This window comes from Pseudomonas sp. RIT-PI-AD (genome assembly GCF_025642785.1).
Lineage (GTDB): Bacteria > Pseudomonadota > Gammaproteobacteria > Pseudomonadales > Pseudomonadaceae > Pseudomonas_T.
In genome coordinates this window covers 1-25,658 of record NZ_JANZKU010000007.1, presented here as the reverse complement: position 1 = coordinate 25,658, position 25,658 = coordinate 1, and the positions used below count along the sequence as shown (strand labels likewise).

At 58.0% G+C, this 25,658-nt stretch carries 23 protein-coding genes, 1 tRNA gene and 2 pseudogenes; 19 read left to right on the top strand and 7 right to left on the bottom strand.

All coding sequences use genetic code 11. From position 1 onward, the window contains the following. Positions 1-77: 77 nt before the first annotated feature. From OGL92_RS08285 to OGL92_RS08240, 10 genes are all read left to right on the top strand, one after another. Positions 78-1,937: a SurA N-terminal domain-containing protein gene (locus tag OGL92_RS08285; protein ID WP_263142642.1), complete on the top strand. Its 1,860-nt coding sequence runs from the start codon at positions 78-80 to the stop codon at positions 1,935-1,937. 505 nt (positions 1,938-2,442) lie between these two features. After that, on the top strand, positions 2,443-4,365 hold the full coding sequence (thrS, locus tag OGL92_RS08280) for a threonine--tRNA ligase (protein ID WP_263142641.1): 1,923 nt from the start codon (positions 2,443-2,445) through the stop codon (positions 4,363-4,365). Beyond that, a complete protein-coding gene (gene infC / locus OGL92_RS08275) occupies positions 4,365-4,916 on the top strand; it encodes a translation initiation factor IF-3 (RefSeq protein ID WP_263142976.1) in 552 nt (183 codons plus the stop codon). The genes thrS and infC overlap by 1 nt, the downstream gene beginning before the upstream one ends. Positions 4,917-4,976: 60 nt before the next feature. Next, on the top strand, positions 4,977-5,171 hold the full coding sequence (gene rpmI, locus OGL92_RS08270) for a 50S ribosomal protein L35 (RefSeq protein ID WP_143489770.1): 195 nt from the start codon (positions 4,977-4,979) through the stop codon (positions 5,169-5,171). Positions 5,172-5,199: 28 nt separating this feature from the next. Then, a complete protein-coding gene (gene rplT, locus OGL92_RS08265; protein ID WP_263142640.1) occupies positions 5,200-5,556 on the top strand; it encodes a 50S ribosomal protein L20 in 357 nt (118 codons plus the stop codon). A gap of 91 nt (positions 5,557-5,647) precedes the next feature. Beyond that, positions 5,648-6,664 carry a phenylalanine--tRNA ligase subunit alpha gene (gene pheS, locus OGL92_RS08260; RefSeq protein ID WP_263142635.1) on the top strand — a complete coding sequence of 339 codons (1,017 nt, stop codon included), beginning with the start codon at positions 5,648-5,650 and terminating at the stop codon, positions 6,662-6,664. A 34-nt stretch (positions 6,665-6,698) separates the two neighbouring features. Beyond that, positions 6,699-9,077: a phenylalanine--tRNA ligase subunit beta gene (pheT, locus tag OGL92_RS08255; RefSeq protein ID WP_263142634.1), complete on the top strand. Its 2,379-nt coding sequence runs from the start codon at positions 6,699-6,701 to the stop codon at positions 9,075-9,077. A gap of 3 nt (positions 9,078-9,080) precedes the next feature. Beyond that, positions 9,081-9,383, top strand: a complete 303-nt coding sequence (gene ihfA / locus OGL92_RS08250) for an integration host factor subunit alpha (RefSeq protein WP_003282572.1) — start codon at positions 9,081-9,083, stop codon at positions 9,381-9,383. Next, positions 9,364-9,720 (top strand): MerR family transcriptional regulator, encoded by a 357-nt coding sequence (locus OGL92_RS08245; protein ID WP_263142626.1) that lies wholly within the window; start codon positions 9,364-9,366, stop codon positions 9,718-9,720. The genes ihfA and OGL92_RS08245 overlap by 20 nt, the downstream gene beginning before the upstream one ends. Positions 9,721-9,786: 66 nt before the next feature. Then, positions 9,787-9,863, top strand: a tRNA-Pro gene (locus OGL92_RS08240). Between the two features lie 193 nt (positions 9,864-10,056). Here the strand turns inward: OGL92_RS08240 and OGL92_RS08235 are convergent. Together OGL92_RS08235 and OGL92_RS08230 are read right to left on the bottom strand one after the other, a co-directional pair. Further along, positions 10,057-10,557, bottom strand: a complete 501-nt coding sequence (locus OGL92_RS08235; protein WP_263142624.1) for a GNAT family N-acetyltransferase — start codon at positions 10,555-10,557, stop codon at positions 10,057-10,059. Next, positions 10,554-10,775 (bottom strand): annotated as a pseudogene (locus tag OGL92_RS08230) (DUF1778 domain-containing protein); the annotation flags it as partial. The pseudogene OGL92_RS08230 and the gene OGL92_RS08235, both read right to left, overlap by 4 nt. 619 nt (positions 10,776-11,394) lie before the next feature. Between OGL92_RS08230 and OGL92_RS08225 the strand changes: the two are divergent. From OGL92_RS08225 to OGL92_RS08200, 6 genes are all read left to right on the top strand, one after another. Continuing rightward, positions 11,395-11,775 carry a hypothetical protein gene (locus OGL92_RS08225; RefSeq protein WP_263142620.1) on the top strand — a complete coding sequence of 127 codons (381 nt, stop codon included), beginning with the start codon at positions 11,395-11,397 and terminating at the stop codon, positions 11,773-11,775. Continuing rightward, a complete protein-coding gene (locus OGL92_RS08220; protein ID WP_263142619.1) occupies positions 11,772-12,899 on the top strand; it encodes a hypothetical protein in 1,128 nt (375 codons plus the stop codon). Before OGL92_RS08225 ends, OGL92_RS08220 begins: the two co-directional genes overlap by 4 nt. Positions 12,900-12,925: 26 nt before the next feature. Beyond that, entirely contained in the window at positions 12,926-14,467 is a 1,542-nt protein-coding gene (locus OGL92_RS08215) for an AAA family ATPase (RefSeq protein ID WP_263142615.1), read from the top strand. A 41-nt stretch (positions 14,468-14,508) separates the two neighbouring features. Next, positions 14,509-15,327: an HNH endonuclease gene (locus tag OGL92_RS08210; RefSeq protein ID WP_263142614.1), complete on the top strand. Its 819-nt coding sequence runs from the start codon at positions 14,509-14,511 to the stop codon at positions 15,325-15,327. 180 nt (positions 15,328-15,507) lie between these two features. After that, positions 15,508-15,741, top strand: coding sequence for a type II toxin-antitoxin system ParD family antitoxin (locus tag OGL92_RS08205; RefSeq protein ID WP_263142612.1), 234 nt, complete (start codon positions 15,508-15,510; stop codon positions 15,739-15,741). Next, positions 15,738-15,953, top strand: a complete 216-nt coding sequence (locus OGL92_RS08200) for an antitoxin (protein ID WP_263142609.1) — start codon at positions 15,738-15,740, stop codon at positions 15,951-15,953. Before OGL92_RS08205 ends, OGL92_RS08200 begins: the two co-directional genes overlap by 4 nt. A gap of 86 nt (positions 15,954-16,039) precedes the next feature. On the opposite strand, the gene OGL92_RS08195 is transcribed toward OGL92_RS08200, so the two are convergent. Together OGL92_RS08195 and OGL92_RS08190 are read right to left on the bottom strand one after the other, a co-directional pair. Then, a complete protein-coding gene (locus OGL92_RS08195) occupies positions 16,040-18,766 on the bottom strand; it encodes an AAA domain-containing protein (protein ID WP_263142607.1) in 2,727 nt (908 codons plus the stop codon). Positions 18,767-19,090: 324 nt separating this feature from the next. Then, positions 19,091-19,264, bottom strand: a pseudogene (locus tag OGL92_RS08190) (site-specific integrase); the annotation flags it as partial. Positions 19,265-20,516: 1,252 nt separating this feature from the next. Between OGL92_RS08190 and OGL92_RS08185 the strand changes: the two are divergent. From OGL92_RS08185 to OGL92_RS08175, 3 genes are read left to right on the top strand one after another with little or no spacing between them, the layout of a single operon-like run. Next, positions 20,517-21,317: an energy transducer TonB gene (locus tag OGL92_RS08185; protein ID WP_263142958.1), complete on the top strand. Its 801-nt coding sequence runs from the start codon at positions 20,517-20,519 to the stop codon at positions 21,315-21,317. 38 nt (positions 21,318-21,355) lie between these two features. After that, a complete protein-coding gene (locus OGL92_RS08180) occupies positions 21,356-22,078 on the top strand; it encodes a MotA/TolQ/ExbB proton channel family protein (protein WP_263142606.1) in 723 nt (240 codons plus the stop codon). Beyond that, a complete protein-coding gene (locus OGL92_RS08175; RefSeq protein ID WP_263142604.1) occupies positions 22,078-22,479 on the top strand; it encodes a biopolymer transporter ExbD in 402 nt (133 codons plus the stop codon). The genes OGL92_RS08180 and OGL92_RS08175 overlap by 1 nt, the downstream gene beginning before the upstream one ends. A gap of 105 nt (positions 22,480-22,584) precedes the next feature. On the opposite strand, the gene OGL92_RS08170 is transcribed toward OGL92_RS08175, so the two are convergent. From OGL92_RS08170 to OGL92_RS08160, 3 genes are all read right to left on the bottom strand, one after another. Beyond that, positions 22,585-23,520: a CysB family HTH-type transcriptional regulator gene (locus OGL92_RS08170; RefSeq protein WP_263142603.1), complete on the bottom strand. Its 936-nt coding sequence runs from the start codon at positions 23,518-23,520 to the stop codon at positions 22,585-22,587. A 123-nt stretch (positions 23,521-23,643) separates the two neighbouring features. Further along, positions 23,644-24,849, bottom strand: a complete 1,206-nt coding sequence (locus OGL92_RS08165; RefSeq protein WP_263142602.1) for an MFS transporter — start codon at positions 24,847-24,849, stop codon at positions 23,644-23,646. A 17-nt stretch (positions 24,850-24,866) separates the two neighbouring features. Continuing rightward, positions 24,867-25,658 (bottom strand): ABC transporter ATP-binding protein (locus tag OGL92_RS08160; RefSeq protein ID WP_263142601.1); only part of this gene is annotated, 792 nt, incomplete at its 5' end.

Genomic DNA, 25,658 nt, shown 5'->3' with positions numbered 1-25,658 from the left:
CGGATGCGCCTTTCTTCTATCTAGACTTTACCCGCGCTGCGCGGTCGTTGAGCTTCACGGCCGTTTCTGGGGGACGCATGCTGCAAAATATCAGGGACAATTCACAAGGCTGGATTGCTAAGACCATCATCGGCGTGATCATGCTGCTACTGGCGCTGACAGGCTTCGACGCCATCTTCAATGCTGCCAGTAATCGCAAGAATGCGGCTGAAGTCAACGGGGAGAAAATTTCCCAGAACGAGGTTTCCCAGGCGGCGGAGCTGCAAGTGCGCCAGCTTCGGCAGAAGCTGGGCAATGATTTCGATGCCTCCCTGTTGAACGAAAAGATGCTGCATGATTCCGCCCTCAAAGGGCTCATAGATCGCCAGTTACTTTTGCAAGGCGCGAAAAAGTCGGGGTTCGCTTTTTCCGAGTCTTCCCTCGATCAGTTGATCTTGCAGACCCCGGATTTCCAGATCGCCGGCAAGTTCAGTCCTGAGCGTTTCGATCAAGTGATCAGGCAAATGAACTACAGCAGGCTGCAATTCCGGCAGATGCTCGCATCGGAAATGCTGATCGGACAATTGCGGGCAGGCATCGCCGGCAGCGATTTCGTCACGGATGCCGAGGTGCAAGCTTTCGCCCGCTTGGAAAAGCAAACACGTGATTTCGCCACTCTAACCCTGAAAGCCGATACCAAGTCGGTCAAGATCGCCGACGAAGAAGTGAAGGCCTACTACGAGGGGCATCCGGATCAATTCATGAGCCCGGAGCAGGTCGTGGTGGAATATGTCGAGCTGAAGAAAGACGCTTTCTTCGATCAGGTGAAGGTCAGTGATAGCGATCTGCAGGACCTTTATCGTAAAGAAACCGCCAACTTATCCGAGCAGCGTCACGCCGCGCATATTCTGTTGGAAGTCGATCCCAAGGTTGGCGATGAGCAGACCAAGGCGAAACTTGAAGGGCTGCGCAAGCGAATCGAGCAAGGCGAGGATTTCGCTGCTCTGGCCAAGGAGTTTTCGGTCGACCCCGGCTCGGCTCCCCAGGGCGGGGATCTTGGCTTCGCGGGACCTGGAACCTACGATCCCGCATTCGAGAAAACGCTTTATGCCCTCAAGCAAGGCGAAGTCTCGGAGCCGGTCAAAACTCAATATGGCTGGCATCTGATCAAGTTGCTGGGTGTGCAGGCGCCCGAGATTCCGAGCTTCGAGAGCTCCAAGGAAAACCTGGTTCGGGAGCTCAAGACCCAGCAGGTGGAGCAGCTTTTCGTAGAGGCCACCAAGAAGCTCGAAGACGCTTCTTTCGAGGCATCCGATCTGGCTCAGCCCGCCCAGGAACTGGGCTTGAAGGTGCAAACCAGCAAGCCTTTCGGCCGCGAAGGTGGCGAGGGATTGGCTGCGAGCCGGCAGGTCCTGCAGGCGGCCTTCAGCCCTGAGGTACTCGACGATGGTGCGAACAGTGGTGCATTGGAGCTCGATCCGGACACCGTGATCGTGCTTCGGGCCAAGGAGCATCTGAAGCCCCAGCGCCAGCCCCTCGAACAAGTCAGCTCGGGTATTCGCGATCAGTTGACCAAAGAGCGTGCGACCGCCGCGGCGAAGACGATTGGCGAGCAGCTCCTGGCACAGCTCAAGAAAGGTGAAAAGCCTGCGCTGAAAGATTGGAAAGTCGTCGAGGCCGCAACGCGTAGCCAGGAAGGGATAGATCCCGCGATTTTGCAGGCGTTGTTCCGCGCTGCGAAACCAGAGTCCAAGGACAAGCCTGTTTATGCGGGTGTGGAGCTGAGCAGCGGCGATTATGTGGTTCTGCGCCTCGACGGGGTCAGCGAGCCACAAGACGCCCTGTCCGAAGAAGACAAGACGTCCTACAAGCGGTTCCTGGCATCGCGCAGCGGGCAAGAAGCCTACGGCGCCTATCGGCGTCAGTTGGAAGAAAAGGCTGAAATCGAGCGCTATTGATAGCCCGGTGGTTTCATTGCTTCGCCAGTCGGAACTTGCGTGTTGTGGTCCTGTCCTAGACACGCAGGTTTGACCCACTGATGAACCTGTGCCGCCTTAGGATCCCTCACAAAGCGCAAAATCCGAGGCGGCTTCCACTGGATGTGAGATCAGTGGAAGGGGAGGTGGTGTGACGCAATGGCTTTTCATCGTGGAATGCAGGATTCAGGTTAGTCCGCTTCCCTGATGATGTTGCCGAGCACCACCTCTCCATCATCTTCCTTGCTTCGTTTCCCGAGATTTCTCTCATCGGTAACCGAGCCCCTCGATGTTGTGCTACCTTAGCGCGCTCGATCGTACGGGGATTGCCCCGTACCGCAATGTATTCCTGTGATTTCCAGTGTTTCGGTTCATTCGACTGCTACGGCTCCTGCCACTGTGAGGCAGATAGGTCGCTGGATCGCTTACTGGCTCATCCCAACCCACGTGGCCTTTGGTAGAGGTCACCACTAGGAGAGGAGGCGCCATGCCCACCATTACCCTTCCTGATGGCAGTCAACGGTCGTTCGATCGCCCCGTTTCCGTAATCGAAGTCGCTCAAGCGATAGGTGCAGGTCTGGCGAAGGCTACCTTGGCCGGTAAGGTCGATGGCCAATTGAAAGACGCTTGCGATCTGATTCAGGGCGATTCCACGCTACAAATCATCACCGCCAAAGACCAGGAAGGGATGGAAATCATTCGCCATTCCTGTGCGCATCTGGTGGGGCACGCCGTCAAGCAGCTTTATCCTTCTGCGAAGATGGTCATCGGCCCGGTCATCGACGAAGGGTTTTATTACGACATCGCCTTCGAGCGTCCTTTCACGCAGGAAGACCTGGCTGCCATCGAACAACGGATGCATCAGTTGATCGATAAGGATTACGACGTGATCAAGAAGGTCACGCCGCGCGCCGAGGTCATCGAGATATTCAAGGCACGAGGTGAGGACTACAAGCTTCGCTTGATCGACGACATGCCCGGCGAAACCGCGATGGGCCTGTATTTCCATGAAGAATACGTCGACATGTGCCGGGGTCCGCACGTGCCGAATACGCGTTTCCTGAAAGCATTCAAGCTGACCAAACTATCCGGGGCCTACTGGCGCGGAGATGCCAAGAACGAGCAGTTGCAGCGGATTTACGGTACCGCTTGGGCGGACAAGAAGCAGCTCGCTGCTTATATCCAGCGTATCGAAGAAGCTGAGAAGCGCGACCATCGCAAACTCGGCAAGCGCTTGGATCTGTTCCATACCCAGGAGGAAGCGCCAGGCATGGTGTTCTGGCATCCGAACGGTTGGACGCTCTACCAGGTGCTCGAGCAATACATGCGTGGCATCCAGCGGGAAAACGGCTATCAAGAGGTGCGTACGCCTCAAGTCGTCGATCGCGTCCTGTGGGAGCGCTCCGGGCACTGGGGTAACTACGCGGAAAACATGTTCACCACGGAGTCCGAGAGCCGCGACTACGCGATCAAGCCGATGAACTGTCCCTGCCACGTCCAGATCTTCAACCAAGGGTTGAAGAGCTACCGTGAGCTTCCGCTGCGCCTGGCTGAGTTTGGATCCTGCCATCGCAACGAGCCTTCGGGCGCATTGCACGGCATCATGCGGGTTCGCGGTTTCACTCAGGATGACGCGCATATTTTCTGTACGGAAGACCAGGTCAGCCAGGAAGCTGCGAACTTCATCAAATTGACCTTGCAGGTCTATGCGGATTTCGGTTTCAGCAATATCAAGATGAAGTTGTCCACGCGTCCCGCCAAGCGGGTAGGCGATGACGCATTTTGGGATCGCGCGGAAGCGGCACTGGCGAAAGCCCTGGACGAGGCCGGCTTGCCCTGGGATTACCAACCGGGCGAGGGGGCTTTCTATGGTCCCAAGATCGAATTCACCCTGCATGATTGCCTGGGTCGCGCTTGGCAATGCGGTACGTTGCAATACGATCCCAACATGCCGCAGCGTCTTGACGCCAGCTATGTGGCTGAGGACAACAGTCGTCAGATCCCGGTGATGCTGCACCGTGCCATCTTGGGTTCGTTCGAGCGTTTCATCGGCATGCTCATCGAGCATTACGAGGGCGCGTTCCCGGCTTGGCTGGCGCCTACCCAGGCAGTCGTGATGAATATCACCGACAAGCAGGCCGATTTTGCCCAGCAAGTGGTAAAAACCCTCAACGAAAGCGGGTTTCGTGCCAAGTCCGACTTGAGAAACGAAAAAATCGGCTTTAAAATCCGTGAGCATACTTTGCTTAAGGTTCCCTATCTCTTGGTCATCGGAGATCGGGAAGTCGAAACACAAACCGTCGCCTTGCGTACGCGCGAAGGGGCTGATCTGGGATCCATGCCCATCGCCCAATTCGCCGATTTTCTCGCTCAGGCGGTTTCCCGGCGTGGTCGCCCAGATTCGGAGTAATTACTATTAAGCGTGAAATGAGACAAGATAAACGAACTGCACCGAAAGCCCCGATCAACGAGAATATCTCGGCACGCGAGGTTCGGTTAATTGGCGCTGACGGCGAGCAGGTTGGCATCGTCTCGATTGATGAAGCGCTTCGTATTGCCGAGGAAGCCAAGCTGGATCTGGTGGAAATTTCTGCCGATGCGGTACCGCCCGTTTGCCGAATCATGGATTACGGCAAGCATATCTTCGAAAAGAAGAAGCAGGTCGCCGCAGCGAAGAAGAACCAGAAGCAGGTTCAGGTCAAAGAAATCAAGTTTCGTCCAGGGACGGAAGAAGGGGATTACCAGGTAAAACTACGCAACCTGGTACGTTTCCTTAGTGATGGGGACAAGGCCAAGGTATCCCTGCGATTCCGCGGCCGTGAGATGGCTCACCAGGAGCTGGGGATGGAGTTGTTGAAACGGGTCGAAAACGATCTCGTGGAATACGGCGCCGTCGAACAGCACCCGAAGATGGAAGGACGCCAACTGATCATGGTCATCGCCCCCAAGAGAAAAAAATAACCACCAGGGCACGGCAGGCCTTGCGGTTATGTTCATCAACTGAATGCGGAGTATCCGAACATGCCAAAAATGAAAACCAAGAGCGGCGCAGCGAAGCGCTTCTTGAAAACCGCTTCGGGCTTTAAGCACAAGCACGCTTTCAAGAGCCACATCCTGACCAAAATGTCCACCAAGCGTAAACGCCAACTGCGCGGGAGCACTCTGTTGCACCCATCCGACGTGCAGAAAGTAGAACGCATGATGCGTGTTCGTTAATCGGTCAAGATTCTAGAGGAAATTACTCATGGCTCGTGTAAAGCGTGGCGTTATCGCCCGTGCCCGTCACAAGAAAATTCTGAAGCTCGCCAAAGGCTACTACGGTGCGCGCTCTCGCGTGTTCCGCGTTGCCAAGCAAGCGGTAATCAAGGCAGGCCAGTACGCCTATCGTGACCGCCGTCAGCGGAAGCGTCAGTTCCGTGCGCTTTGGATCGCTCGTATCAATGCCGGCGCACGTGTCAACGGTCTGTCCTACAGCCGTTTGATCGCCGGTCTGAAAAAAGCGGCCATCGAGATCGACCGCAAGGTATTGGCCGATCTGGCAGTGAATGAAAAAGCGGCGTTTGCTGCGATTGTCGAGAAAGCGAAAGCCGAACTGGCTTAACTCCCCGGCAATCACCGGTTAGCCGGTGTTGAACGTCACCAATAGGGGAAGAGCGCAGGCTCTTCCCCTATTTCGTATCTGGAGTCCCTAAATGGAAAACCTGGATGCGCTGGTCTCGCAAGCGCTTGAGGCCGTGCAACTTACTGAAGATGTCAGCGCCTTGGAGCAGATCCGGGTCCAGTATCTCGGCAAAAAAGGCGAATTGACCCAGGTGATGAAGACCCTGGGCGAAATGCCGGCGGACGAACGCCCAAAGATAGGCGCGTTGATCAACGTCGCGAAAGAGCGTGTCCAGGACGCGCTGAACGCGCGCAAGGCTTCCTTGGAAATCGCTGAGCTCAGTGCCAAGTTAGCGGCCGAGCGAATCGATGTGACACTTCCCGGTCGTGGCCAGGTTTCCGGCGGGTTGCATCCCGTCACGCGCACCTTGGAGAGAATCGAACAATTCTTCACCCATATCGGCTACGGCATCGCCGAAGGCCCGGAAGTCGAAGACGATTACCATAACTTCGAAGCGCTCAATATCCCTGGCCATCATCCGGCCCGGGCCATGCACGACACTTTTTATTTCAATGCGAACATGCTGTTGCGCACCCACACCTCGCCGGTACAGGTGAGGACGATGGAGTCCCAGCACCCCCCGATTCGCATCGTTTGCCCTGGTCGGGTCTATCGCTGCGACTCCGATATCACCCACTCCCCGATGTTCCATCAGGTCGAAGGCTTGCTGGTCGATGAGGGCATCAGCTTCGCTGATTTGAAGGGCACGATCGAAGAGTTTCTTCGCGTGTTCTTCGAGCAGGACCTGGGCGTACGTTTCCGCCCTTCTTTTTTCCCCTTCACCGAGCCCTCGGCTGAAGTGGACATGCAGTGTGTGATATGCAGTGGGAAAGGGTGCCGCGTGTGCAAGCAGACAGGTTGGCTGGAAGTCATGGGGTGCGGCATGGTTCACCCCAACGTGCTGCGCATGTCAGGTATCGATCCAGAAAAATATCAGGGTTTCGCTTTCGGCATGGGCGCCGAGCGGTTGGCCATGCTGCGTTATGGCGTCAATGATTTGCGCCTGTTCTTCGATAACGACCTGCGGTTCCTGGCTCAATTCCGCTAGGCCGACGGTACATATTGATTATTGAGGAGGCAGGATGAAATTCAGTGAACAGTGGCTGCGGAACTGGGTAAACCCGCAGGTATCCCGAGACGAGTTGGTTGCTCGCCTATCCATGGTCGGCCTGGAAGTCGACAGCGTTACGCCGGTTGCCGGTATGTTCTCCGGCGTGGTCGTTGGCAAGGTGATAAGCGCAGAACCTCATCCCGACGCGGATAAGTTGAGAGTGTGCCAAGTCAGCGACGGCCGTGAAACATACCAGGTCGTTTGTGGCGCGCCCAATGTACGTGCGGGCTTGAAAGTGCCTTTCGCGATGATTGGTGCGGTACTGCCAGGTGACTTCAAGATAAAGAGGGCCAAGTTACGCGGTGTCGAATCCAACGGCATGCTGTGCTCGGCAGCCGAGCTGCATATCAGCGAGGATGCCAATGGATTGATGGAATTGGCGGAAGAGGCCCCGGTGGGTTCGGATATCCGCGAATACCTTGAGCTAGACGACGTCAGCATCGAGTTGGGTTTGACCCCGAATAGGGGCGACTGCCTTTCGTTGGCCGGCCTTGCGCGTGAAGTCGGTGCGATCTATTCCGTTCCGGTTTCTTCAATCGCCATCGATCCGGTACCTGCTACCCATCAGGCTGTCCTTCCAGTTTCGATCTTGGCGGAGCAGGCCTGCCCCCGCTACATGGGGCGCATCATCCGCAACGTGGATCTTTCCAGGCCGACTCCGGCGTGGATGCTGGAGCGGCTGCGCCGTTCCGATATTCGAAGCATCGACGCGGCCGTAGATATCACCAACTATGTGATGCTCGAGTTGGGTCAGCCGATGCATGCGTTCGACCTCGCTGAAATCAGTGAGGGTGTTCGAGTGCGCATGGTCGAGCCGGGTGAAAAACTGGTGTTGCTGGATGGGCAACACATCGATCTGCGCACGGATACGCTGGTGATCGCCGACCATAAGCGCCCACTGGCCATTGCAGGTGTGATGGGGGGCGAAGCCAGCGGTGTTGGCGTGAAAACCCAGGATTTGTTCTTGGAGAGTGCATTCTTCGACCCCATTTTGCTTGCCGGGAAAGCACGTTCCTATGGATTGCACACCGACGCATCGCATCGCTTCGAACGCGGGGTCGATGCCAGTCTTCCTCAAAGAGCGATCGAACGAGCAACGGCGCTGTTGCTTGAAATCGTAGGCGGGGAGGCGGGACCGCTCATCCAAGTGGACTCGGAGGCGCACCTGCCTCGGACCGCCCCGATCGAGCTGCGGGCTGAGCGAGTGGAGCAGATGCTTGGCTTGGTGATCGCTCATCAGGAAATCGAGCGGCTGCTAACTGGGCTTGGGTTGCGGCTGACCGTGCAAGGTGATGGGCGTTGGCAGGTTCAAGTCCCTAGCCATCGTTTCGACTTGAGCCTGGAGGTCGACCTGATCGAGGAGTTGGGGCGTCTCTATGGTTATGATCGCCTGCCAGTTCGTTATCCGCTGGCGCGCCTCGCCCCCCAGCCTCGTCCAGAATCACGAGCCGAGTTACCCGCTTTGCGCCGCTTGCTGGTGGCCCGTGGGTATCAGGAAGCGATCACCTACAGTTTCATCGATCCCAAGTTATTCCAGCTCTTTGCTCCTGGCGTCGAGCCGTTGAAACTTGCCAACCCCATTTCGGCCGACATGGCGGCCATGCGGATATCACTCTGGCCGGGCCTGATAAAAGCGGTCCAACACAATCTCAATCGCCAGCAATCGCGGATCCGCTTGTTCGAAAGTGGGCTCCGCTTCCTCGGGCAATTGGACGGACTTCTTCAGCAACCCATGATCGCCGGAGCCATTACCGGAAGCCGTATGCCGGAAGGCTGGAGCCACGGCCGTGAACAGGTCGATTTCTTCGATCTCAAGGCCGATGTGGAGGCGTTGCTCGGGTACGCGGGCTCCATGGAGAGCTTCACATTCCACCCAGATCAGCATCCGGCGCTGCATCCTGGCCAAACCGCTCGCATTGATCGCGAGGGTGAACCCGTGGGTTTCCTGGGCGCCTTGCATCCCGAACTGGCGAAAACGCTGGGTATCGATCAGCCTGTTTACGTTTTTGAATTGCTGTTGGCCGGAGTCACGAAGGGTAGTGTCCCTCGATTCAGCGAGCTGTCCCGTTATCCGGAAGTGCGTCGGGATCTGGCATTGGTCGTGGATCGCGACGTGCCGGCGGAGTCCGTGCTCGCCTGCATACGCGAACAGGCCGGAGAATGGCTTTCCGACCTCAGGCTGTTTGACGTTTATCAGGGTAAAGGCATTGATCCGCTTAGAAAAAGCCTTGCAGTCGGCTTGACCTGGCAGCATCCATCGCGCACTCTTAACGATGATGAGGTGAATACCACAACGCAAAGCATTCTCGCCTCGCTGGAAGACAGGTTCAACGCCACGTTAAGGAAGTAGCGTATGGGGGCTCTGACGAAAGCTGAGATGGCTGAACGTCTGTACGAAGAGCTAGGCCTGAATAAGCGGGAAGCCAAGGAACTGGTAGAACTGTTCTTTGAGGAAATCCGCCAGGCGCTGGAGCATAACGAGCAAGTTAAATTGTCCGGATTCGGAAATTTCGACCTGCGCGATAAGCGTCAGCGTCCTGGGCGTAATCCTAAAACCGGTGAAGAGATTCCAATCACGGCACGCCGTGTGGTTACTTTTCGTCCTGGACAGAAATTGAAAGCCAGAGTCGAAGCCTATGCTGGAACCAAGTCATAACGACGAGTTGCCGCCTATACCGGGCAAGCGTTATTTCACCATAGGCGAGGTCAGCGAGCTGTGTGCCGTCAAGCCGCATGTGCTGCGTTACTGGGAGCAAGAGTTTCCCCAGCTCAACCCAGTGAAGCGGCGCGGTAATCGCCGCTACTACCAGCGTCAGGATGTGCTGATGATCAGGCAGATTCGGGCGCTTCTCTACGACCAGGGCTTCACCATCGGTGGCGCTCGCCTGCGTTTGTCCGGCGATGAAGCCAAGGACGACACCACCCAATACAAGCAACTTATCCGCCAGATGATTTCTGAGCTGGAAGATGTGTTGGACGTTCTCCGCAAATAAATAAAAAACTTTCACTTTTCAAAAGCTTAAGGTATAATCTCTCCCGCTTCTCAAGTAGAAGCTCGTCGGGGCGTAGCGCAGCCTGGTAGCGCACTTGCATGGGGTGCAAGGGGTCGAGTGTTCGAATCACTCCGTCCCGACCAAAAAACCTCAAGAAATCCAGCCACTTAGCGGTGGCTGGATTTTTTTATGCCTGCTGGCTTTTGAGGGCTTCCGATTTTTGCCCCACTTTTTGCCCCACCGGGGATTTTTGCGCTGGTCACTACCCGTGAGGAGGGATGGGTGGAGGGTTTTGTGTGAGCTGAGCTGGCAGGGGTGTTCCTGCCTGGCGAGTGATTAAAAGGATTGCAGTGGCAGGTATAAGCGACGGCTATCCGAACCAAGCGGCAAGAACCCGTATTGCTCGTAGAATCCCCGAACCTGGTCGTCGATGATGTCGACGACCAAGGCGTAGATTGCGATCTGATTGCTGACGGCCAGCGTGCGCTTGATGGCATCGGCTAGCAGCAATCCGCCTATGCCACGGCCCTGAGCATCCTGGCTGATGGCGAGGCGGCCGAGCAAGGCGGCGGGGAGTGGGTGACGGGGCAGTCTGCGAGCAAGCTTTTCGGGAAGCTGATCGAACTCGATCGACAGGCTGGAAAGGGTGTAGTAACTCGTGATGACGTCTGGCTGCTCCAGCGTGGTGGCGACGAATACCCGGCTAACGCGGCGCTTCACGTCTTGGCCGGCTTGCTTGTGTAGGTAGTCGTCCAATGCGTTTACGCCGCACTGGAAGCCGGCTCGGTGATGGTTGGTGGCCAATGGCGTGATGAGCAGATCGACTCGCTCGCTCATCGGCTGGTGATACGCTGCTCGTGACTCTCAAGGACGGCGGCCAACTTCTTATTGAACATAACCGGCTTGTTCAGCGCATCGAAGAACGCTTCGGCATCACTCGCCTTCAGGCTCATGACCTCATGCTCGCGAATGGTCTTCTCGGCATGTGCCAGTGCGCTGTTCAGGATGAACTGGCTGACGGTCTTGCCCTCGAAGCTCGCGGCGCGTTCCAGGGGTTTCTTTAGCGCTGTCCTGCAGGCGGAGGTTGATCCGCTCCTGCTTGGTGTCTGAGGCTGTGTTCATGGCGAAAACCTCCACTCCAGGGTAGATGTGAAGTATCGTACGTTAAAGTGGTGCCTTATCAATGTCTCCGCACTGATAGCCTCCAGGAGTTTCGTGGAGATGCTTTCCTGTACCGGTTGGACCAGTGTTCAGGGTGTGCTTTCTTAGCCAGATGACGGCTGCTTTCGACTGATTCTGTTGAAAAGTCCCTCTGCGATTTTGCTCACGAAAGGGGGGCGACGTTGAAATCTGGCTTGCTCAGAAGGCAGAAGACGGAGCTGTCTTGGTTTTTACACAGCAACGCCAAAATTGAGCATTTTTTGAACTGCTAAAAAGCAGCTCTCCCAGAGGCCGACTTTTTCAACAGAATCGGCCAGAAACAGCCCTTCGCCCAAGGCAGCTACCGGCCAGACGCTGTCATTCAAGGACGTCTATACGCGCCTGGTAATAAACCTCTGGGCTGTTCCATTGGCGGTAAAAAAGTAGGCAGCCCTAAGCAAATGTCGTGACACCATCGCCACGCGGTAGCTAGCATATGGCCTTCACTGCTTGATCGATCATCGGAATAGTGACATGGATGTGAAGCACGAGTGGTTCGAGGAACTACCTGAGCAATGCCCGCCTTCCGGGGCTTTCAGTCTTGATGGTTTCGTTTGCTACCGCCTTTGTGAACGTGCCGAGCCAGTGGAAGGAGATTTCCTTTCTCATCGTGCTTTGTTCCCGCAAAAGACTTTCCGCGTTCCCGAGTGCCAGGCTCGTGCAATATCCGTGTTCAAAAAGCCGGAAGACCTGGATCCTGTGCTGAAACTTGCGATTCATAAGCACAAGGCCAAGGTGAAGGTCATCCTCGGCCAGGCTGATGGGGTTGCGATGAAAACCGGCAATGGCAGCCACTATTCCTGGTGGCGTTCCAGGCGATTCGATCTGGCGTGCGCAATTGAGGGCGAAGCATGAAAGCAATCAGGCTTCTGCATGTGTTGCTCGACTATGACTACCCGCAGGTGTTCATCGCGAGTGATCTAATTGGCGTTCGCTACGTTTGCATGATCTCTGAGGTAGCTGCTCAGGGCCCTGCATTCCTCTGTGTGCCAGTTTCAGGCAGGCGTTGTGACGATTTACTGGGTGGGAAGATTGACCTGAGGCAGGTGTACGAGGAGCCAGAGATTCCCGAGTTCTACCTTGCTATACCAGACGACTTGATCGAACCGTTCGATATTCAGCGCGCGCAGATGGAGGTAGTGCCGCAAGAGTTGTTGCCAGAACCTGGTTTGACCTTCTCGCTCAACGACGAGGTTTTGATCAAGGCACAAGAGCTGAATGCCACCGTTGCATTTGCGTCACTCGGTGTTCCAGAGTCTGTGCGAGAGTCACGTATCAGGACACGCAAGCTGTCTGCCTTCCTGAATATTTATCAGGGGGTGCTCAGGAATCTGGCAAGAGCCGCTGCTAAGGCGGCGGGCAAGCCGATTCCCAAGGGCGAAGATCCGTATGAGTCCGATGTATTTGGTTTCTCCTACGGCTCCTTCACTGTTCAGGTACGCAGCGCCGAGCCTTGTGACATGTTGGGAGAGAATAAGGCGCTGATCATTGCATTCCAAACACTCAATGAGTTTCTGGACGTAGCTGTCAATACCGATGATGCCATGCAGTTCCTTACCAAACTCAAGGGTCACGCAGCTTCATCTTTAATCGGACTGCTAAACTTCATTACGGAAAATGATTGCCAGCTCACCAACCGCTGGTCAACACCTGGGATGCAAAGCTCTAATCAAAGCCGGATCCGTGTTGCGACCGCACAGAACATTATTCAGCGTTGCCTACTGCGCGAAGACTTGAGCGTGGAGAGCCTTGAGTTAGTTGGTGTCGTGGACTCTGCTGATGCTACTGCTGGCTTTTGGAAGATCTTCGTAGATGGAGTTGCATACAGCGGCGGAGTGAAAGAAGACTCAGGTATCAACCTTGCAGGTATTACGCTGCGCAATCGATACAGATTTCGGTGCGAAGAAAAGATCGAGATGGTGCTGGGCACTGGCCGCGAGATCAAGAAAATCAGCCTCGTGGGTTTCGATCCGGCCTAGAGACTCTCAACTACGAGCAGGGAAAAATGGAATTTCACATCATAGGCAGGGAAGAGAAATTCCCGAGCGCTGGAGTCAGTGCTGCTTACCTGAAATATGACCGCTGGAACGATCACAGCTTCATCACGATGTTCTATGTGATCGTATTTGACGAATTTGGCCAAACCCACGACCTTGAGAACGTCAAGATTGGTTTCAAAGGGCAGGATACTTCCACGCCCACTCGATCCAAGCTCCCGGATTCTTTTGAGAGGCTTCCAGATGGCTTCTTTTCACTCGGTACCGATGTCGAGTACTACCAGAAGATTGCGAACTCATTCTCGGGCGAGCTGCGGTCTGACTTCCTCCGTAGAATGAATGACATCGTTGCCAATCCTGAAGTTTTGGAAACGATAAAAAATGAGCCCGTGTTTTCAATCTCGTTGTTGCGCGATGTCAGCTTGACCAGCGTCAAGAATCAATTTACGAGAGTGCTTCTTGGCGGTGCTGTTCGAACCAATTTTTCCTTCGTCTATACGAAGCAGGCTGACAGCTCCACCGCCGGGATCGAGTTGAGTTTCGAGGTAGACGTTGATTCGACGCCCCTAACAAATGTGCACGCGCTAATCGGGCGAAATGGCATCGGGAAAACCACCATCCTCAACGGCATCACCAATGCCATTCACAATGGCCATATCGGCGCAGATGCCATTCACCAGTTTAACTTTTGGGGTCAACAACGGGCGGTTATTACCGCGGATTTCTTTAGCAGCGTAGTGCTCATATCCTTTAGCGCATTTGACCCCTTCGACCCACCTCCAGAGCAACCTGACCCAGCTAAAGGCACCTGCTTTTTCTATGTCGGGTTGAAGTCAAAAGGTGAGGACGCATGGCACGAGCTGAAGCGCCGGGATGCTCTCAAATCTGACTTCCTTGCTGGCATGAGGGGGTGCCTACGGGATACGCATAAGCGCAATCGTTGGAGGCGGGCCGTCACTACCCTGCAGTCTGACGAGAATTTTGCAGGTTTGGGATTTGAACGGCTTCTGTCCTTGAGCGGTGAAGAATGGATCGAGACCGCCAAAGAAATCTTTTCAAACCTTAGCTCCGGCCATTCGATCGTGCTGCTGACTATCACCAAGCTGGTCGAGCGGGTCGAAGAAAAAACTCTCGTCCTGATGGATGAACCCGAAAGCCATTTGCATCCGCCGCTGCTATCGGCATTGATTCGGGCGTTGAGTGAGCTGCTTCTGGATCGCAACGGTGTAGCGATCGTGGCCACGCATTCGCCCGTGGTGCTTCAAGAAATTCCTGCATCGTGTGTATGGAAAATTCATCGGTCTAATTTGGTAGCCTCAGCGCAGCGGCCAACAGTCGAGACGTTCGGCGAGAATGTGGGGATTCTGACCCGGGAAGTTTTTGGATTGGAGGTGGCATCCTCGGGGTTTCATACACTGCTTGCTGCTGAAGTTGCCGAAGGACATAGCTTTGAAGTGATCCTTCGAAAATTTGGTGGGAGATTAGGACTCGAAGGGCAGGCAGTTCTTCGTGCGTTAATCGCTGAGCGTGATTCGAAGGGGCAGACATGAAGCAACTGCTAGCCCCGAGCTGCACTCCCGAGGAGGCCTACATGGCCTGCACTTCTGCGATTATTGATGATCAGCAGCGAGACAGAATGAGGAGCGTTCTTCCAAGTATCACGGCCAACGCAGCTGAATTTATCGAAAGAGTTGCTGCCGGATCCACTTGGGAAATGCCATATCTGGGGTCAATTAGGGGTGAAGACCCTTTCGTGATCAATGGCATTCGAAAAAGCGAGCTGGTTTACCTCTATGACTACTACATGGTGAGGCGAGAGCCTGGCCGAGCGCTATACGACTCCATCTTGGTAGCCGCAGGTGATCATTGTCCGACATGTGGAGGAATAGGACAGCCTCGAACCCTGGATCATTATTTGCCAAAAGCCAACTATCCGAAGCTGGCGATCGTTCCCCATAATTTGATCCCTGCCTGCCGTGATTGTAATACCGACAAGCGTAACCCCCTGATTGACCACCCGCATCGGCAACCGCTTCACCCGTATCTGGACAAACGACAGTTTTTCGAGGAACGGTGGATTAGCGTTTCCGTAACCCACACCAGCCCTTGCACGATCACCTATAGCGCCAGTCCACCGGATGACTGGAGTGATGAGGACAAGGCAAGAGCAGTAAATCATTTTGCCCTGTTCGGAATTGCCGAGCGCTATAGCATCCAAGCGGGCTCAGAACTCAGCATCCTAATGGACTTGCGTGGAAGCTATTTCAGCAGGCTGCCCCCAGAAGAGTTCTCTGACTTCCTCCGCTCAGGCGCTAATGCAGCTAGCTTGCTGATCAATGGATGGAAGAAGGTGTTTTACGAAGCCTTGGCGGATGATGTCGTTTTTTGCAATGCCGAACTTTGGCCGTAATTACCCGGCCGCGCTAGGCAACTTTTGGCCGGTTGCTGCCGGTGGCGAGCTGCAGCTCTGGGTCGATCTCTGCTTATTACGGCTGTTTCTTATTGCCGCAATTCGACACTGTGTTGTGAACTGGCGAGGCAGAGCTAGAGGTGTATACTTTGGCAAGCCTTGTCAAAGGCGGACGAAACCATGAGTACCATGAACATCTCCCTGCCGGACGCCCTCAAGACCTTTGTTGATGACCAAGTCAGCCAGCGAGGCTACAGCACCAGCAGCGAATATGTGCGGGAGCTGATTCGCAAGGATCAGGATCGGCAGCACCTGTGTGGTCTGCTGCTGGCTGGGGCTGAATCGGCCCCCACTGCTCCTGTGGATGGCGACTACTTCGAGTCCTTGCGCTTCAGGGTTCGAAAGTCTCTATGATGACGGTCGAGCCGGTTATTCCATTGGTACTTGTCAGCCGGGGGAATGGTATGCCGATGGCAGTTCTCAACCATAACCGTGTGATGGGCTACTTAGTGCCTGCCAAGCTATACGAGCAGGTGACAGAGCGACTGGAAGACTTGGAGTTGATCGAAGTGATCAAGACACGCTCTGGCGAGCAGGGCATCCCAGTGAGTCTGGATGGCTTATAAAGCTTGAACTCCTGCCCTGCCGGATCACCGACTTCCTTTTTGAAAGAATCATTCCCTAGCGAGGCCCTCATTAGACAGCTCCCGCCTCATACGCTGGTTGTTGCGTTGGCCCACTGAGCGATGAAGTCGCCTATTCTTTCCGCGATGCGGCTCTCGACCGTGCGTAGACGCAGGATGGGAATGCCGCTTTTCGCCAGAATACCGTTCTTCAAGGCGTCCCGCGCCGCCTGATCGGGGCGGTCGTGGGTGCCGCCATCGACCTCGATTACCCCCACCGGGGTCTTGCCCACCTTGAAATAGATCACGAAGTCGCAACTGGCGCGCTTCATGAAGGTTCGCTCGGGTTGCGTCAAATCCGGGTTGCTCGGTGATGCGACCTGATCCAGCTTGATCTGGTCGTGATACATCAACGCCTGGCACGACGGATCGGACAGCGCCTCGCGCAGCAGTTGCGCCACGATCTGCTCGGATCTGTAGCGTGAATCCTCGGGCCGCAAACGGGCGTTCAAGCGCGCCAGGGATTGGTCGTACTCGCGATACAGCAGGTCGAAGGCCGATACCACGGGCGCGCGCACGATCTGTTCGTCCTGCGCGTAATAGGTGACGTAGCGCATCAGCGCTGCGATGTGGCGGTTATTGGCGGTGAACACCTCGTCGCCCAGGGTGAAGCGGTGCTTGGCCCGCGACACCGCCACGTTGATCATGCGCGGGTCATCGACGAAGTCCAGGCGCTTGCGATCCTGGTTGTAGCGTTTCTTGTCCAGCACGGTGGAAAAGACGATCTCGTCGCACTCCCGGCCCTGGAACTTGTGCACGGTGTCTTTGACGAAATCCGCCGGCAGGCGCGTACCGGAGAGGTTGACCTGGTCTCGGAACGGCGCGATGAACCCGCGCCCGTCGCCGTCCAGCCCGTCCAGCCCGTCCAGCCCGACCGGCTCGCCCTCGTCGTCGAGCAGCTTGAGCAGGGAGTCCAACTCGCGCAAGTTGGTGTTCTGGCGGGTGTGGTTGCCCTTGGCGGTCACCACCAGGCGTAGCGGCGCTTCGCCCTTGTCCTCCGTCATGGGCACCAGCGCGTTGTCGTAGAACTGCTGGTTGCAGAACTGGATGATCCTGGGATGGCAGCGGTAATGCTCTTTCAGCAGGGTTCTGGGCAGCGCCTCCTTAAACACGCCGATGCACGAATCGAGCAGGCTGTAGCGCTCGCAATCGTAGGCCTCGGCGGGCGCCGGCAGGCCCAGCTTCACGGGAATATGCGCCAACTGGCGGTTGTCGCCGACGACGATCAGGTTCTTCGCGCAGCCCAGCGCCAGAATGCCCGGCACGATATCCTGTAACGAGGCCTCGTCGATGATCACGTAGTCGAGGATGGCCCCCGGCGCAATCGAATTTACGATGGAGTGCGTACCGCTGCCCAGGATCGGAAAACGCCGCACGAAGGCATCGAACTGTTGCGGATGCCGGTACGTCTTGGCATCGAAGCTGTCCGACGGCCGTGCCTGACGTTGCAGGTGCTGCTTCAGGTGGCGCGTAGACGCCGTCTTCAATGCCTCCAGCGAGGCTTCGAAGTTCCCGCGCGCCAACGATTCGCGGCATGCCTGCAACTCCGCTTCCTTGTCTCGCAGCGCCTTGTCGTAATAGTGCATCTGCAGGGCATGGAAAACGGCCAGGCGCGCATCGCCCTGGGCAAACGGCTTGGTGCGGAAAATCCTGAAGTTGAACAGCAGCTCGATGCGATCCTTGAGGCGGATGCGCTGTTCACCGAGATGGGCCAGGTAGGCCATCAAGTCCGCGGTCTTGCGTGGCGACAGTCCGTACTTGTCCAGCGAGGCGGCCTCCACGCCGCTGTCTGCCTGCCACTGCTTCAAGTAGCGTCGCTCGATGGTCAGCTCATCGATTTCGACCTGCAGTTGCGCCGCTCGATTGTGATCGTGCAAGTGCTGCTTCAAGCGGGCCAGCAAGGCTTGAATCTCGTCCAGAGTTGGCGCGGGCTCGGGCTCGCTCAGTGGCCAAGGCGGCAGGTTGGCGAAGAAGTCCTTGCGGTTGTCCTGGTTGCCGAGTTTGGCGATCAGGTGGCCCAGGCCACATTTCTCCAGCTTCTCGTAGACGTTTTCCACCGCCGCATTGTTGTTGGACAGCACCGCTACCCTCTGCCCGCGCAGCAGAATATTGGCGAGGATATTGAGGATGGTCTGGGTCTTGCCGGTCCCCGGTGGGCCCTCGATCACGCTGACTTGCGCGCGGAAGGCTTGCTCGACCGCCGCAAGCTGGCTCTCATTCAGGCCGAACGGATAGATCAGACCCTGGCCCGGCTCCAGCTTGCCGTTGCGCCCCGTGCAGTAGGCCTGCAAGGCGGTGTCGGCACTGGCGGGTAATTTTTTCAGTTGGCGGACCACATTGGTGGCGATTTTACGGTCCTTCTGCGACTCGGCGCGATCCTGCCGGGCATTCGCCACGGCTGAGAAATAGTGGAAGACCAGCGCATCCTTCATCGCCGTCGGCGCGGCAAAGCCGACGCCGTCCATCTTGTAGACATAGGGTTTGTCGGCGTCCGGATAGTGCACGACGGCATACCGCTCGCCGTAGATCGTCGCCTTGGCGATGGGCGTGACAATTATGCTGCCGGGCTTGGTCAGCAACATCTCGCCCAGCTCGCGGGCGGGAGAAACACGGCAGTCGTTGAGGGCGCGTGTGTAGGTTTTCTTGGAGGGGTAATAACACGTCAGTAGCAGAGTTTCGTACTTGTCGCTCCAGTAAATCGACCAGTCGCTGATCTTCGCGGTCTTGTCCTCACCCCCCATCTGAATCGAAACCATAGATACCTTATCCGTATACGTACGGCATCCGGCTACGCTTCACGCCGAACAGCGAATGCCAATATTTCTCCAATTTGGATTATCTTGCCATCATTGCGTGCAGGGTCGATAGCATGGCTCATACAGTTGGTCATGGTCAGCCAGTCAGCGACCGCTGACGATCAATTGCTGATCTAATCAGCAGCACCGACCATGCACGCTTACCGCTCGACGGCAGATGCTATCTCAGTCTCAAGGTGATGCAGCACTTATGTTGTGCGTCTTGCTGCCGGCCACATTCTTGTTGGCCTCATCGATTAGTTTTCCCAGCTCCGCCGCCGATTAATGACTGGTGATACTGCTGTTCTTATGGCCCAACAGAGCCTGTCTGCCTTTCTCGGTTACACTGGCTGCCCGGAGCCGTCTTCTAAAGGAGTGCTTCAGGTCGTGCATGCGAATCGAGGCGAGTCCCTTCGGCGCGGGTCACAGAAAGTGCTCTTGGCACTTCTTCGCTGCCTGCCTGTCGACGTCCTGCCGTGTTCAGCTTATCCCTGAGAGAGGGTGCAAATGACTCGTCCTCGATGGGGTGGTAGGCAAGTTGCCAATGTAAGAAACCAACTGCTCGAGGTAGATAGCCGCGATGCAGATCAAGAGCATGTCCTTGTACTCCACCAAGTAGCGGATGGTCGCTTCCCGTCAGTTGCGAACTTGGCGAATGCCATAGTTTCTGCTCGCAAAGCTTCTCCAGACGGTGCAACTGATCGATACCGAGAAGGAACAGCATCTGGAAACGCGCGAGTGGGCGGGGGTGATTCATACGCGGTATCCAGAGGTGCAGGGTTATATTGGACCTATCGGCAGGACGATTCCGTCCGCGCCGTGATGCTTTTGGTGATCGGATTTCCGAGGAGACATTGCGGAAGATGGGGATCTCGCTTGGCTTGCTGAATGATGAACAGATTACGGCAAGATCCTCGACCTAGCCGAGGTCATCGGTGTGTTTTGCCATGCTAGTCTCCAGTCTGTCATGACGCCAATTCTACCCATTCGGACTTTTCGTACAGGGCCTAATGTGTAGTCAGTAGGTGCTTTCGTAGAGCCGCTCGATAATCCCGAATTCCACCCGATACTCGATAAATAGAGCGGAGTGGTTCGAGGGCAGTTGGCTTCTTCGTTTGACATTGATGAGGAAAGAAACATCTTCAAGTTTCTCGTCCTGTTCATATCTGACCAGACTATTTCCATTTGCCTTACTTCATCAGCAGGCCCAGCCATTCGCCGTTTTCTTACCAGGGCAGACCTTTTCCTTGCCCAACTTAAACCGCTAACGAAAACCTTATCCTGCAATACACGCTTACCAAGAGATTGATCGGCCGCAAATGGGCGAGCTCTGTGCGTGGTGTCTAGCCAGGGCTTGGGGCCGAGAGCGTTTTCTGGGGCGTATGCCTATCCGGCCTGGTGGGAAGCACTGCACACAATTTATTTCGTGGGCATGGGCGAAACTTCAATAACATCTTCGCTTGCTTTACTCGTTATGCTTTTAACTAAGGACCTTATACCGAGTTGACGAATTAATCCTGAGTGAAGGCATCACTCCATAGTTGTTTTCCAGTTTTTAACATGCATAAAAATCCCTTTGAAATTCTTCGTCTTGATTCAATTATCTGAGTCCGCAACGCAGTTGGAATACGACTTCGGGTCGTAGGGCGTTTTTCTGGAGATCGGCCTGGGTCGGTCCATGTCGTCAGGAGTCTTTCTGCCGGTGAGTACGATTTTCAAGGTTGATCACAACAGCGGCGACTGGCTGGACGTGCGCAGTCCGGCCGAGGTGCACGAGCTGGGCAAGCCGTTGCGCCAGGCCTTGGGGCTGCAAGCGCCGCGCCCGGTCGGCAAGCCCGTCCTGGGGCGTCGCGAGGCGTGGTTGCTGGGGTTGTTCGCCCTGGTCTTGCACGGGGGTGTGCTGTATTGGCTGAGCCAGCGACCCGAGCCGGTATTGCCGGAAGTTCCGCCCCAGGTGCCGCCGATGACCATCGAGTTCACCCGTCCGGCACCGCCAGTGGTGGAACCGCCGCCGCCCGCGCCGATTCCCGAGCCGGTGGTCGAGGAGCCTCCGCCGCCGGTGGTCGAGGAGCTGGCGGTGAAGCCGCCGCCCAAGCCGGTCCCGAAGCCCAAACCCAAGCCGAAACCGGTGGCCAAGCCGGTCCCAGCGCCGGAGCCGAAACCCGTTGCGCCGCCACCCCCGGCACCGGTCGCCGCCCCGACGCCTCCCGCGCCGCCGGCCCCGGCGCCCTTGACGCCACCTTCGGCAACCGCCGGCTACCTGAAGAACCCGGCGCCGGAGTATCCGAGCCTGGCCCAGCGCCGTGGCTGGGAAGGTTCGGTCCTGCTGCGGGTGCACGTGCTCGCCAACGGCCGTCCCGGCGAGATCCAGGTGCAGACCTCCAGTGGCCGCGAAATCCTGGACAAGGCCGCGTTGCAGGCGGTGCGCCAATGGACCTTCGTGCCCGCCAAGCGTGGCGAGGAAGCGCAGGACGGCTGGGTCAGCGTGCCGCTGGATTTCAAGCTCCACTGAACACTCTTTAATTCGCATCGCCGTATGAGGAACGCACCATGGATTTGCTCACCAACCCCTTCGCTTCGATCGAACACCTGGTCATCTGGCTGCTGATCGGCTTCTCGGTCGTCACCTGGGGCCTGGCCCTGGTCAAGGCGATCCAGTTCAACCGCCTGAAACGCCAGGATCGCAAGTTCCTCGCCGGCTTCTGGGCCGCCACCAGCCTGGACTCCGCCGCCGAACAGGTGCAGGGCCGGCCCGGCGCCGCCGCCCACCTGGCCCAGGCCGGTTTCGCCGCGATCCAGGTCGGCGAGCCCGGCCAGCCGGGTGACCTGACCCAGGCGATCAACCACCAGGACCGTCTCGAGCGCGCCCTGCGCCAGCAGATCCAGCGCGAACGCCGCTCCCTGGAATCGGGCCTAGCGGTGGTCGCCTCGATCGGCTCCACCTCGCCCTTCATCGGCTTGTTCGGCACCGTCTGGGGCATCATGGAGGCGCTCAAGGGCATCAGCGCGGCGGGCTCGGCGAGTCTGGAGACCGTGGCCGGGCCGATCGGCGCGGCCTTGGTGGCCACCGGCTTCGGTATCGCCGTCGCGGTGCCCGCGGTGCTGGTCTACAACTACTTCCTGCGTCGGCTGAAACTCACCGCCGCCGACCTCGACGACTTCGCCCACGACTTCTACAGCCTGGCCCAGAAGAGTGCCTTCAAGCTGATCCTGCATCCGGGCGCGAAGCGCGCCAGCAGTCCGGTGCATGCCCCCGTCAAGGAAGCGATCTGATGGCCTTCTCGACCCAGGACAACGACGAAGTCCTCAGTGAAATCAACGTGACCCCCCTGGTCGACGTCATGCTGGTGCTGCTGGTGGTGTTCATCGTCACCGCGCCGCTGCTGACCAACGCCATTCCGATCAACCTGCCGAAGACCGAGGCGGTGGCGCCACCGGAGCAGAAGGACCCTCTGGTGGTGAGCATCGATGGGGCCGGCAAGCTGTTCATCGACAAGGACGAGATCCAGGCCGAGCTGCTGGAGTTCAACATGGCCCAGGCGCGGGCGAAGGACCCGGAAGTGCGGGTGCAATTGCAGGCGGACGACGGGGTGAACTACGGCGAGGTGGCCCGTGCCATGGCGGCCATCGAGCGGGCCGGGATCACCAAGCTGGCGGTGATCACCGCACGTTGAGCGAAAGGTTTGCAGGCCACTTCTCTACAGGCGGGAAGTGGCTTTTTTTTATGCGGGTTTGGCAAGGGCAGGGCGCGGCTTGGTGTCGGCCGTACGGCAGGCCGGTCAGCTGTTTTCGCTGCCACCCTCCACCGCGGCGCGGATCGCCTCGCTGCTCAGGTCGGGGATCAGCGTCTGGATGAAGGCGATGGCGTAGCCGCGCAGGAAGGTCCCGCGGCGCACGGCGATACTGGCGATGTTCGGCGGTATCAGGTGATCCTGTTCGAGGCAGATGATGCCCTTGTCGCGTTCCGGGTTGTAGGCCATCTCGGCGACGATGCCGATGCCCAGGCCCAACTCCACGTAGGTCTTGATCACGTCCGAATCGATGGCGGTGAGCACGATGTTCGGCGTCACGCCCTGGTCGTAGAACGCCTGGTTGATGCGTCCGCGCCCGGTCATGCCTTCCTCGTAGGTGATGATCGGGTATTCGGCGATGTCCACCAGCGAGGGATTGCTGATGCTTGCCAGCGGATGCCCGACGGGCACCACCACCCGGTGCCACCAGGTGTAGGCGCGGAACAGGGCGAAGTCCGATTGCTTGGACAGCGACTCGGTGGCGAAGCCCAGGTCGGCGCGTCCGTCGCGGACCATCTCGACGATCTGGGCCGGCGAGGTCTGGTGCAGGGCCAACTTGACGTCGGGGAAGGCCTGGCGGAACGCCGTCACCGCCTTGGGCAAGCGGTAGCGCGATTGCGCGTGGGTGCTGGCGACGGTGAGCCGGCCGCTGGCGAAGCCGAGGTATTCGTCGGCGGCGTCCTTGAGGTTGTCCTTCTCCACCAGGATGCGCTCGATGATCCGCGCGATATCGCGGCCGGGCGCGGTGAGGCCGGTCAGTCGCTTGCCGTAGCGTTCGAAGATGGTCACGCCCAGCTCTTCCTCCAGTTCGCGCAACTGGCGGGAAACGCCGGATTGGGAGGTGCAGAGTACGTCGGCGGCCTCGGTCAGGTTGAAGCCCTTGCGAATGGCTTCGCGCACCGAGCGCAGTTGTTGGAAATTCATCGTGGAGAGCCTCCGAAGCGCGCTCCGTCGCGGTGTTACGAATAGGGTTAGGGGCCGATCATAGAGAACCCTGATAAGCATAAGAAGTTATTAATAATTATCTTGAGATTCTTTTTGGGTATATCAGGTTTTGCCTGCGGCTCGCCCCGACCCGGCCAGACTTCCCAATAGAAAGACCCCGAATACCGCGGCCATCGCGTAGAACACGCTTTGCAGGCCGAGCGCGTTGCCCAGGGAGCCGCCCAGGGTGCTGCCCACCAAGGCGCCGGCCGGGCCGACGAAGGTGGTCAGCCCGGCGATGCGTCCCTGGCCACGGCGGGCACCCACCTTGGCGAACCAGGAAATGTTGACGATCTGCAGCATGCCCAGGCCCAACCCCAGCGCGATCGCCCCCAGCCATAGCGTCGGGGCGGCGGTCGCCGCGCCGAGCGCGAGCAGGGCGCCGATGATCACCGCGCAACCGCCACGGAAGAACAGGCGCTCGTCCAACCGCGCGGCGAGCGCGCCCATGCCCAGCAGCGCCAGTACGTAGCTGCTGCCCTGGGCGGAAATCAGCCCGGCGGCGCGGGCGGTGTCGAAATGGAACGCCTGGATCGCGATCACCACGATGAAGAAGCTGTAGAACTGGTTCACCGCCTGGATGCAGAACTCTCGCAGGCAGGCCTGCCGCAGCAGGCCGTCGCTGCCCAGCAGGGCAACCTGCGCCTTGAGCTCGGCGAGGCTCAGGGTGCGCACGTGCTCGCGGGGCCGCTGGTAGTGACGCAGCACGCCGGGCGCCAGCAGCACCAGCAGGAAGAAGGTGGCGCCGATGGCCACGTAGCTGCCGGCGAACCCCAGCCCGTCCAGCAGCCAGGCCGCCACCAGCGGGCCGAGCAGGAGCATGCCGACCATGTGCGTGGCGCGGAACCAGCCGGCCATGCCCACGCCGACGCGGCCGATCTGCTGCATGAACATGGCGCTGAGGGAAACGATGCGCAGCGGCATGAAGAAGCTGATCAGCAGCATCACCAGGCAGAGCAGGGTGGCCGAATCGATCCAGGGCATCGTCAGGTACAACGCGCCGCTGGCCAGGGTGCCGATGCTGAACAGGCGCAGCGGGCCGTACTGGTCGACCAGTACCCCGGCCGGCAGGCTCATCAACAGCAGGCCCAGGCTCTGCGCGCCGGCGATCAGGCCCAGTGCCAGGGCGTCCGCTTCCAGCGCCACCGCATACAGCGACAGAATCACCTTGGCGACGCCGACGCTGAGGCCGGCCAGCGCGTTCAGGCAGAGGAAGCCGAGCAGGGTGCCGCGCGGGTCTTGCAGGTCGGTCGTGACGGTTCGCGCCACCAGGGGCTCGGCGCCCCTCACCAGGTCAGCCGCCAACTGCCGACGGTGGCTGGTAGCGGCGCCACGTCCGGCAGGGCGGGCGTTTCCGAGAAGTCCGCCATCACGTCGTCCTTGATCGCGGCGAACGCCTGCCCCGTGCGCTCGCGCGGGCGCGCCAGCGGCACCTTGACGATGCGCTTGATACGCCCCGGGCGGGGTTCCATGACGACGATACGGTCGCCGAGGAACACCGCTTCCTCCACGTCGTGGGTGACCATGATCGCGGTGATGCCCTCCTGCCGCAGGATGTTCTGCAACTCGCGCTGCAAGTGGCTGCGGGTGAGGGCGTCGAGGGCCCCGAAGGGCTCGTCGAGGAGGAGGATTTCCGGACGGCTGACCAGCGCCCGGGCGATCGCCACGCGTTGCGACATGCCGCCGGAAAGCTGCGCCGGGTAGGCATTCTCGAATCCTTGCAGGCCGACCATGGCGATGTGCGCGCGCACCGCTTCGCGCTTTTCCCGCGCCGGGAGGTCGGCGTTGAGCAGGCTGGTGGCGATGTTCTGCTCCACCGTCAGCCAGGGGAACAGGCGGTGTTCCTGGAACACGATGCCGCGCTCCAGGCTGGTGCCGACGATGCGCTTGCCGTCCACCAGGATGTCGCCCTGGTAGTCGTCCTCTAGACCGATGATCAGCCGCAGCAGGGTGGATTTACCGCAGCCGCTGGAGCCGACCACGCTGATGAACTCGCCGGGGCGGATGCTCAGGTCGATGTTTTCCAGCACCGTCAGCGGTCGGTTCTCGACCAGGTACTGCTTGTTCAGGTGCCTGAT

Excerpts from the sequence above, each read along its gene's own strand:
- thrS (WP_263142641.1), top strand. The coding sequence starts at position 2,443 with ATGCCCACCATTACCCTTCCTGATGGCAGTCAACGGTCGTTCGATCGC.
- OGL92_RS08285 (WP_263142642.1), top strand. The coding sequence starts at position 78 with ATGCTGCAAAATATCAGGGACAATTCACAAGGCTGGATTGCTAAGACC.
- ihfA (WP_003282572.1), top strand. The coding sequence starts at position 9,081 with ATGGGGGCTCTGACGAAAGCTGAGATGGCTGAACGTCTGTACGAAGAG.
- OGL92_RS08235 (WP_263142624.1), bottom strand. The coding sequence starts at position 10,557 with ATGAGCGAGCGAGTCGATCTGCTCATCACGCCATTGGCCACCAACCAT.
- OGL92_RS08195 (WP_263142607.1), bottom strand. The coding sequence starts at position 18,766 with ATGGTTTCGATTCAGATGGGGGGTGAGGACAAGACCGCGAAGATCAGC.
- OGL92_RS08205 (WP_263142612.1), top strand. The coding sequence starts at position 15,508 with ATGAGTACCATGAACATCTCCCTGCCGGACGCCCTCAAGACCTTTGTT.
- OGL92_RS08175 (WP_263142604.1), top strand. The coding sequence starts at position 22,078 with ATGGCCTTCTCGACCCAGGACAACGACGAAGTCCTCAGTGAAATCAAC.
- rpmI (WP_143489770.1), top strand. The coding sequence starts at position 4,977 with ATGCCAAAAATGAAAACCAAGAGCGGCGCAGCGAAGCGCTTCTTGAAA.
- OGL92_RS08200 (WP_263142609.1), top strand. The coding sequence starts at position 15,738 with ATGATGACGGTCGAGCCGGTTATTCCATTGGTACTTGTCAGCCGGGGG.
- pheT (WP_263142634.1), top strand. The coding sequence starts at position 6,699 with ATGAAATTCAGTGAACAGTGGCTGCGGAACTGGGTAAACCCGCAGGTA.
- OGL92_RS08220 (WP_263142619.1), top strand. The coding sequence starts at position 11,772 with ATGAAAGCAATCAGGCTTCTGCATGTGTTGCTCGACTATGACTACCCG.
- OGL92_RS08215 (WP_263142615.1), top strand. The coding sequence starts at position 12,926 with ATGGAATTTCACATCATAGGCAGGGAAGAGAAATTCCCGAGCGCTGGA.
- rplT (WP_263142640.1), top strand. The coding sequence starts at position 5,200 with ATGGCTCGTGTAAAGCGTGGCGTTATCGCCCGTGCCCGTCACAAGAAA.
- OGL92_RS08245 (WP_263142626.1), top strand. The coding sequence starts at position 9,364 with ATGCTGGAACCAAGTCATAACGACGAGTTGCCGCCTATACCGGGCAAG.
- OGL92_RS08225 (WP_263142620.1), top strand. The coding sequence starts at position 11,395 with ATGGATGTGAAGCACGAGTGGTTCGAGGAACTACCTGAGCAATGCCCG.
- OGL92_RS08180 (WP_263142606.1), top strand. The coding sequence starts at position 21,356 with ATGGATTTGCTCACCAACCCCTTCGCTTCGATCGAACACCTGGTCATC.
- OGL92_RS08210 (WP_263142614.1), top strand. The coding sequence starts at position 14,509 with ATGGCCTGCACTTCTGCGATTATTGATGATCAGCAGCGAGACAGAATG.
- pheS (WP_263142635.1), top strand. The coding sequence starts at position 5,648 with ATGGAAAACCTGGATGCGCTGGTCTCGCAAGCGCTTGAGGCCGTGCAA.
- OGL92_RS08170 (WP_263142603.1), bottom strand. The coding sequence starts at position 23,520 with ATGAATTTCCAACAACTGCGCTCGGTGCGCGAAGCCATTCGCAAGGGC.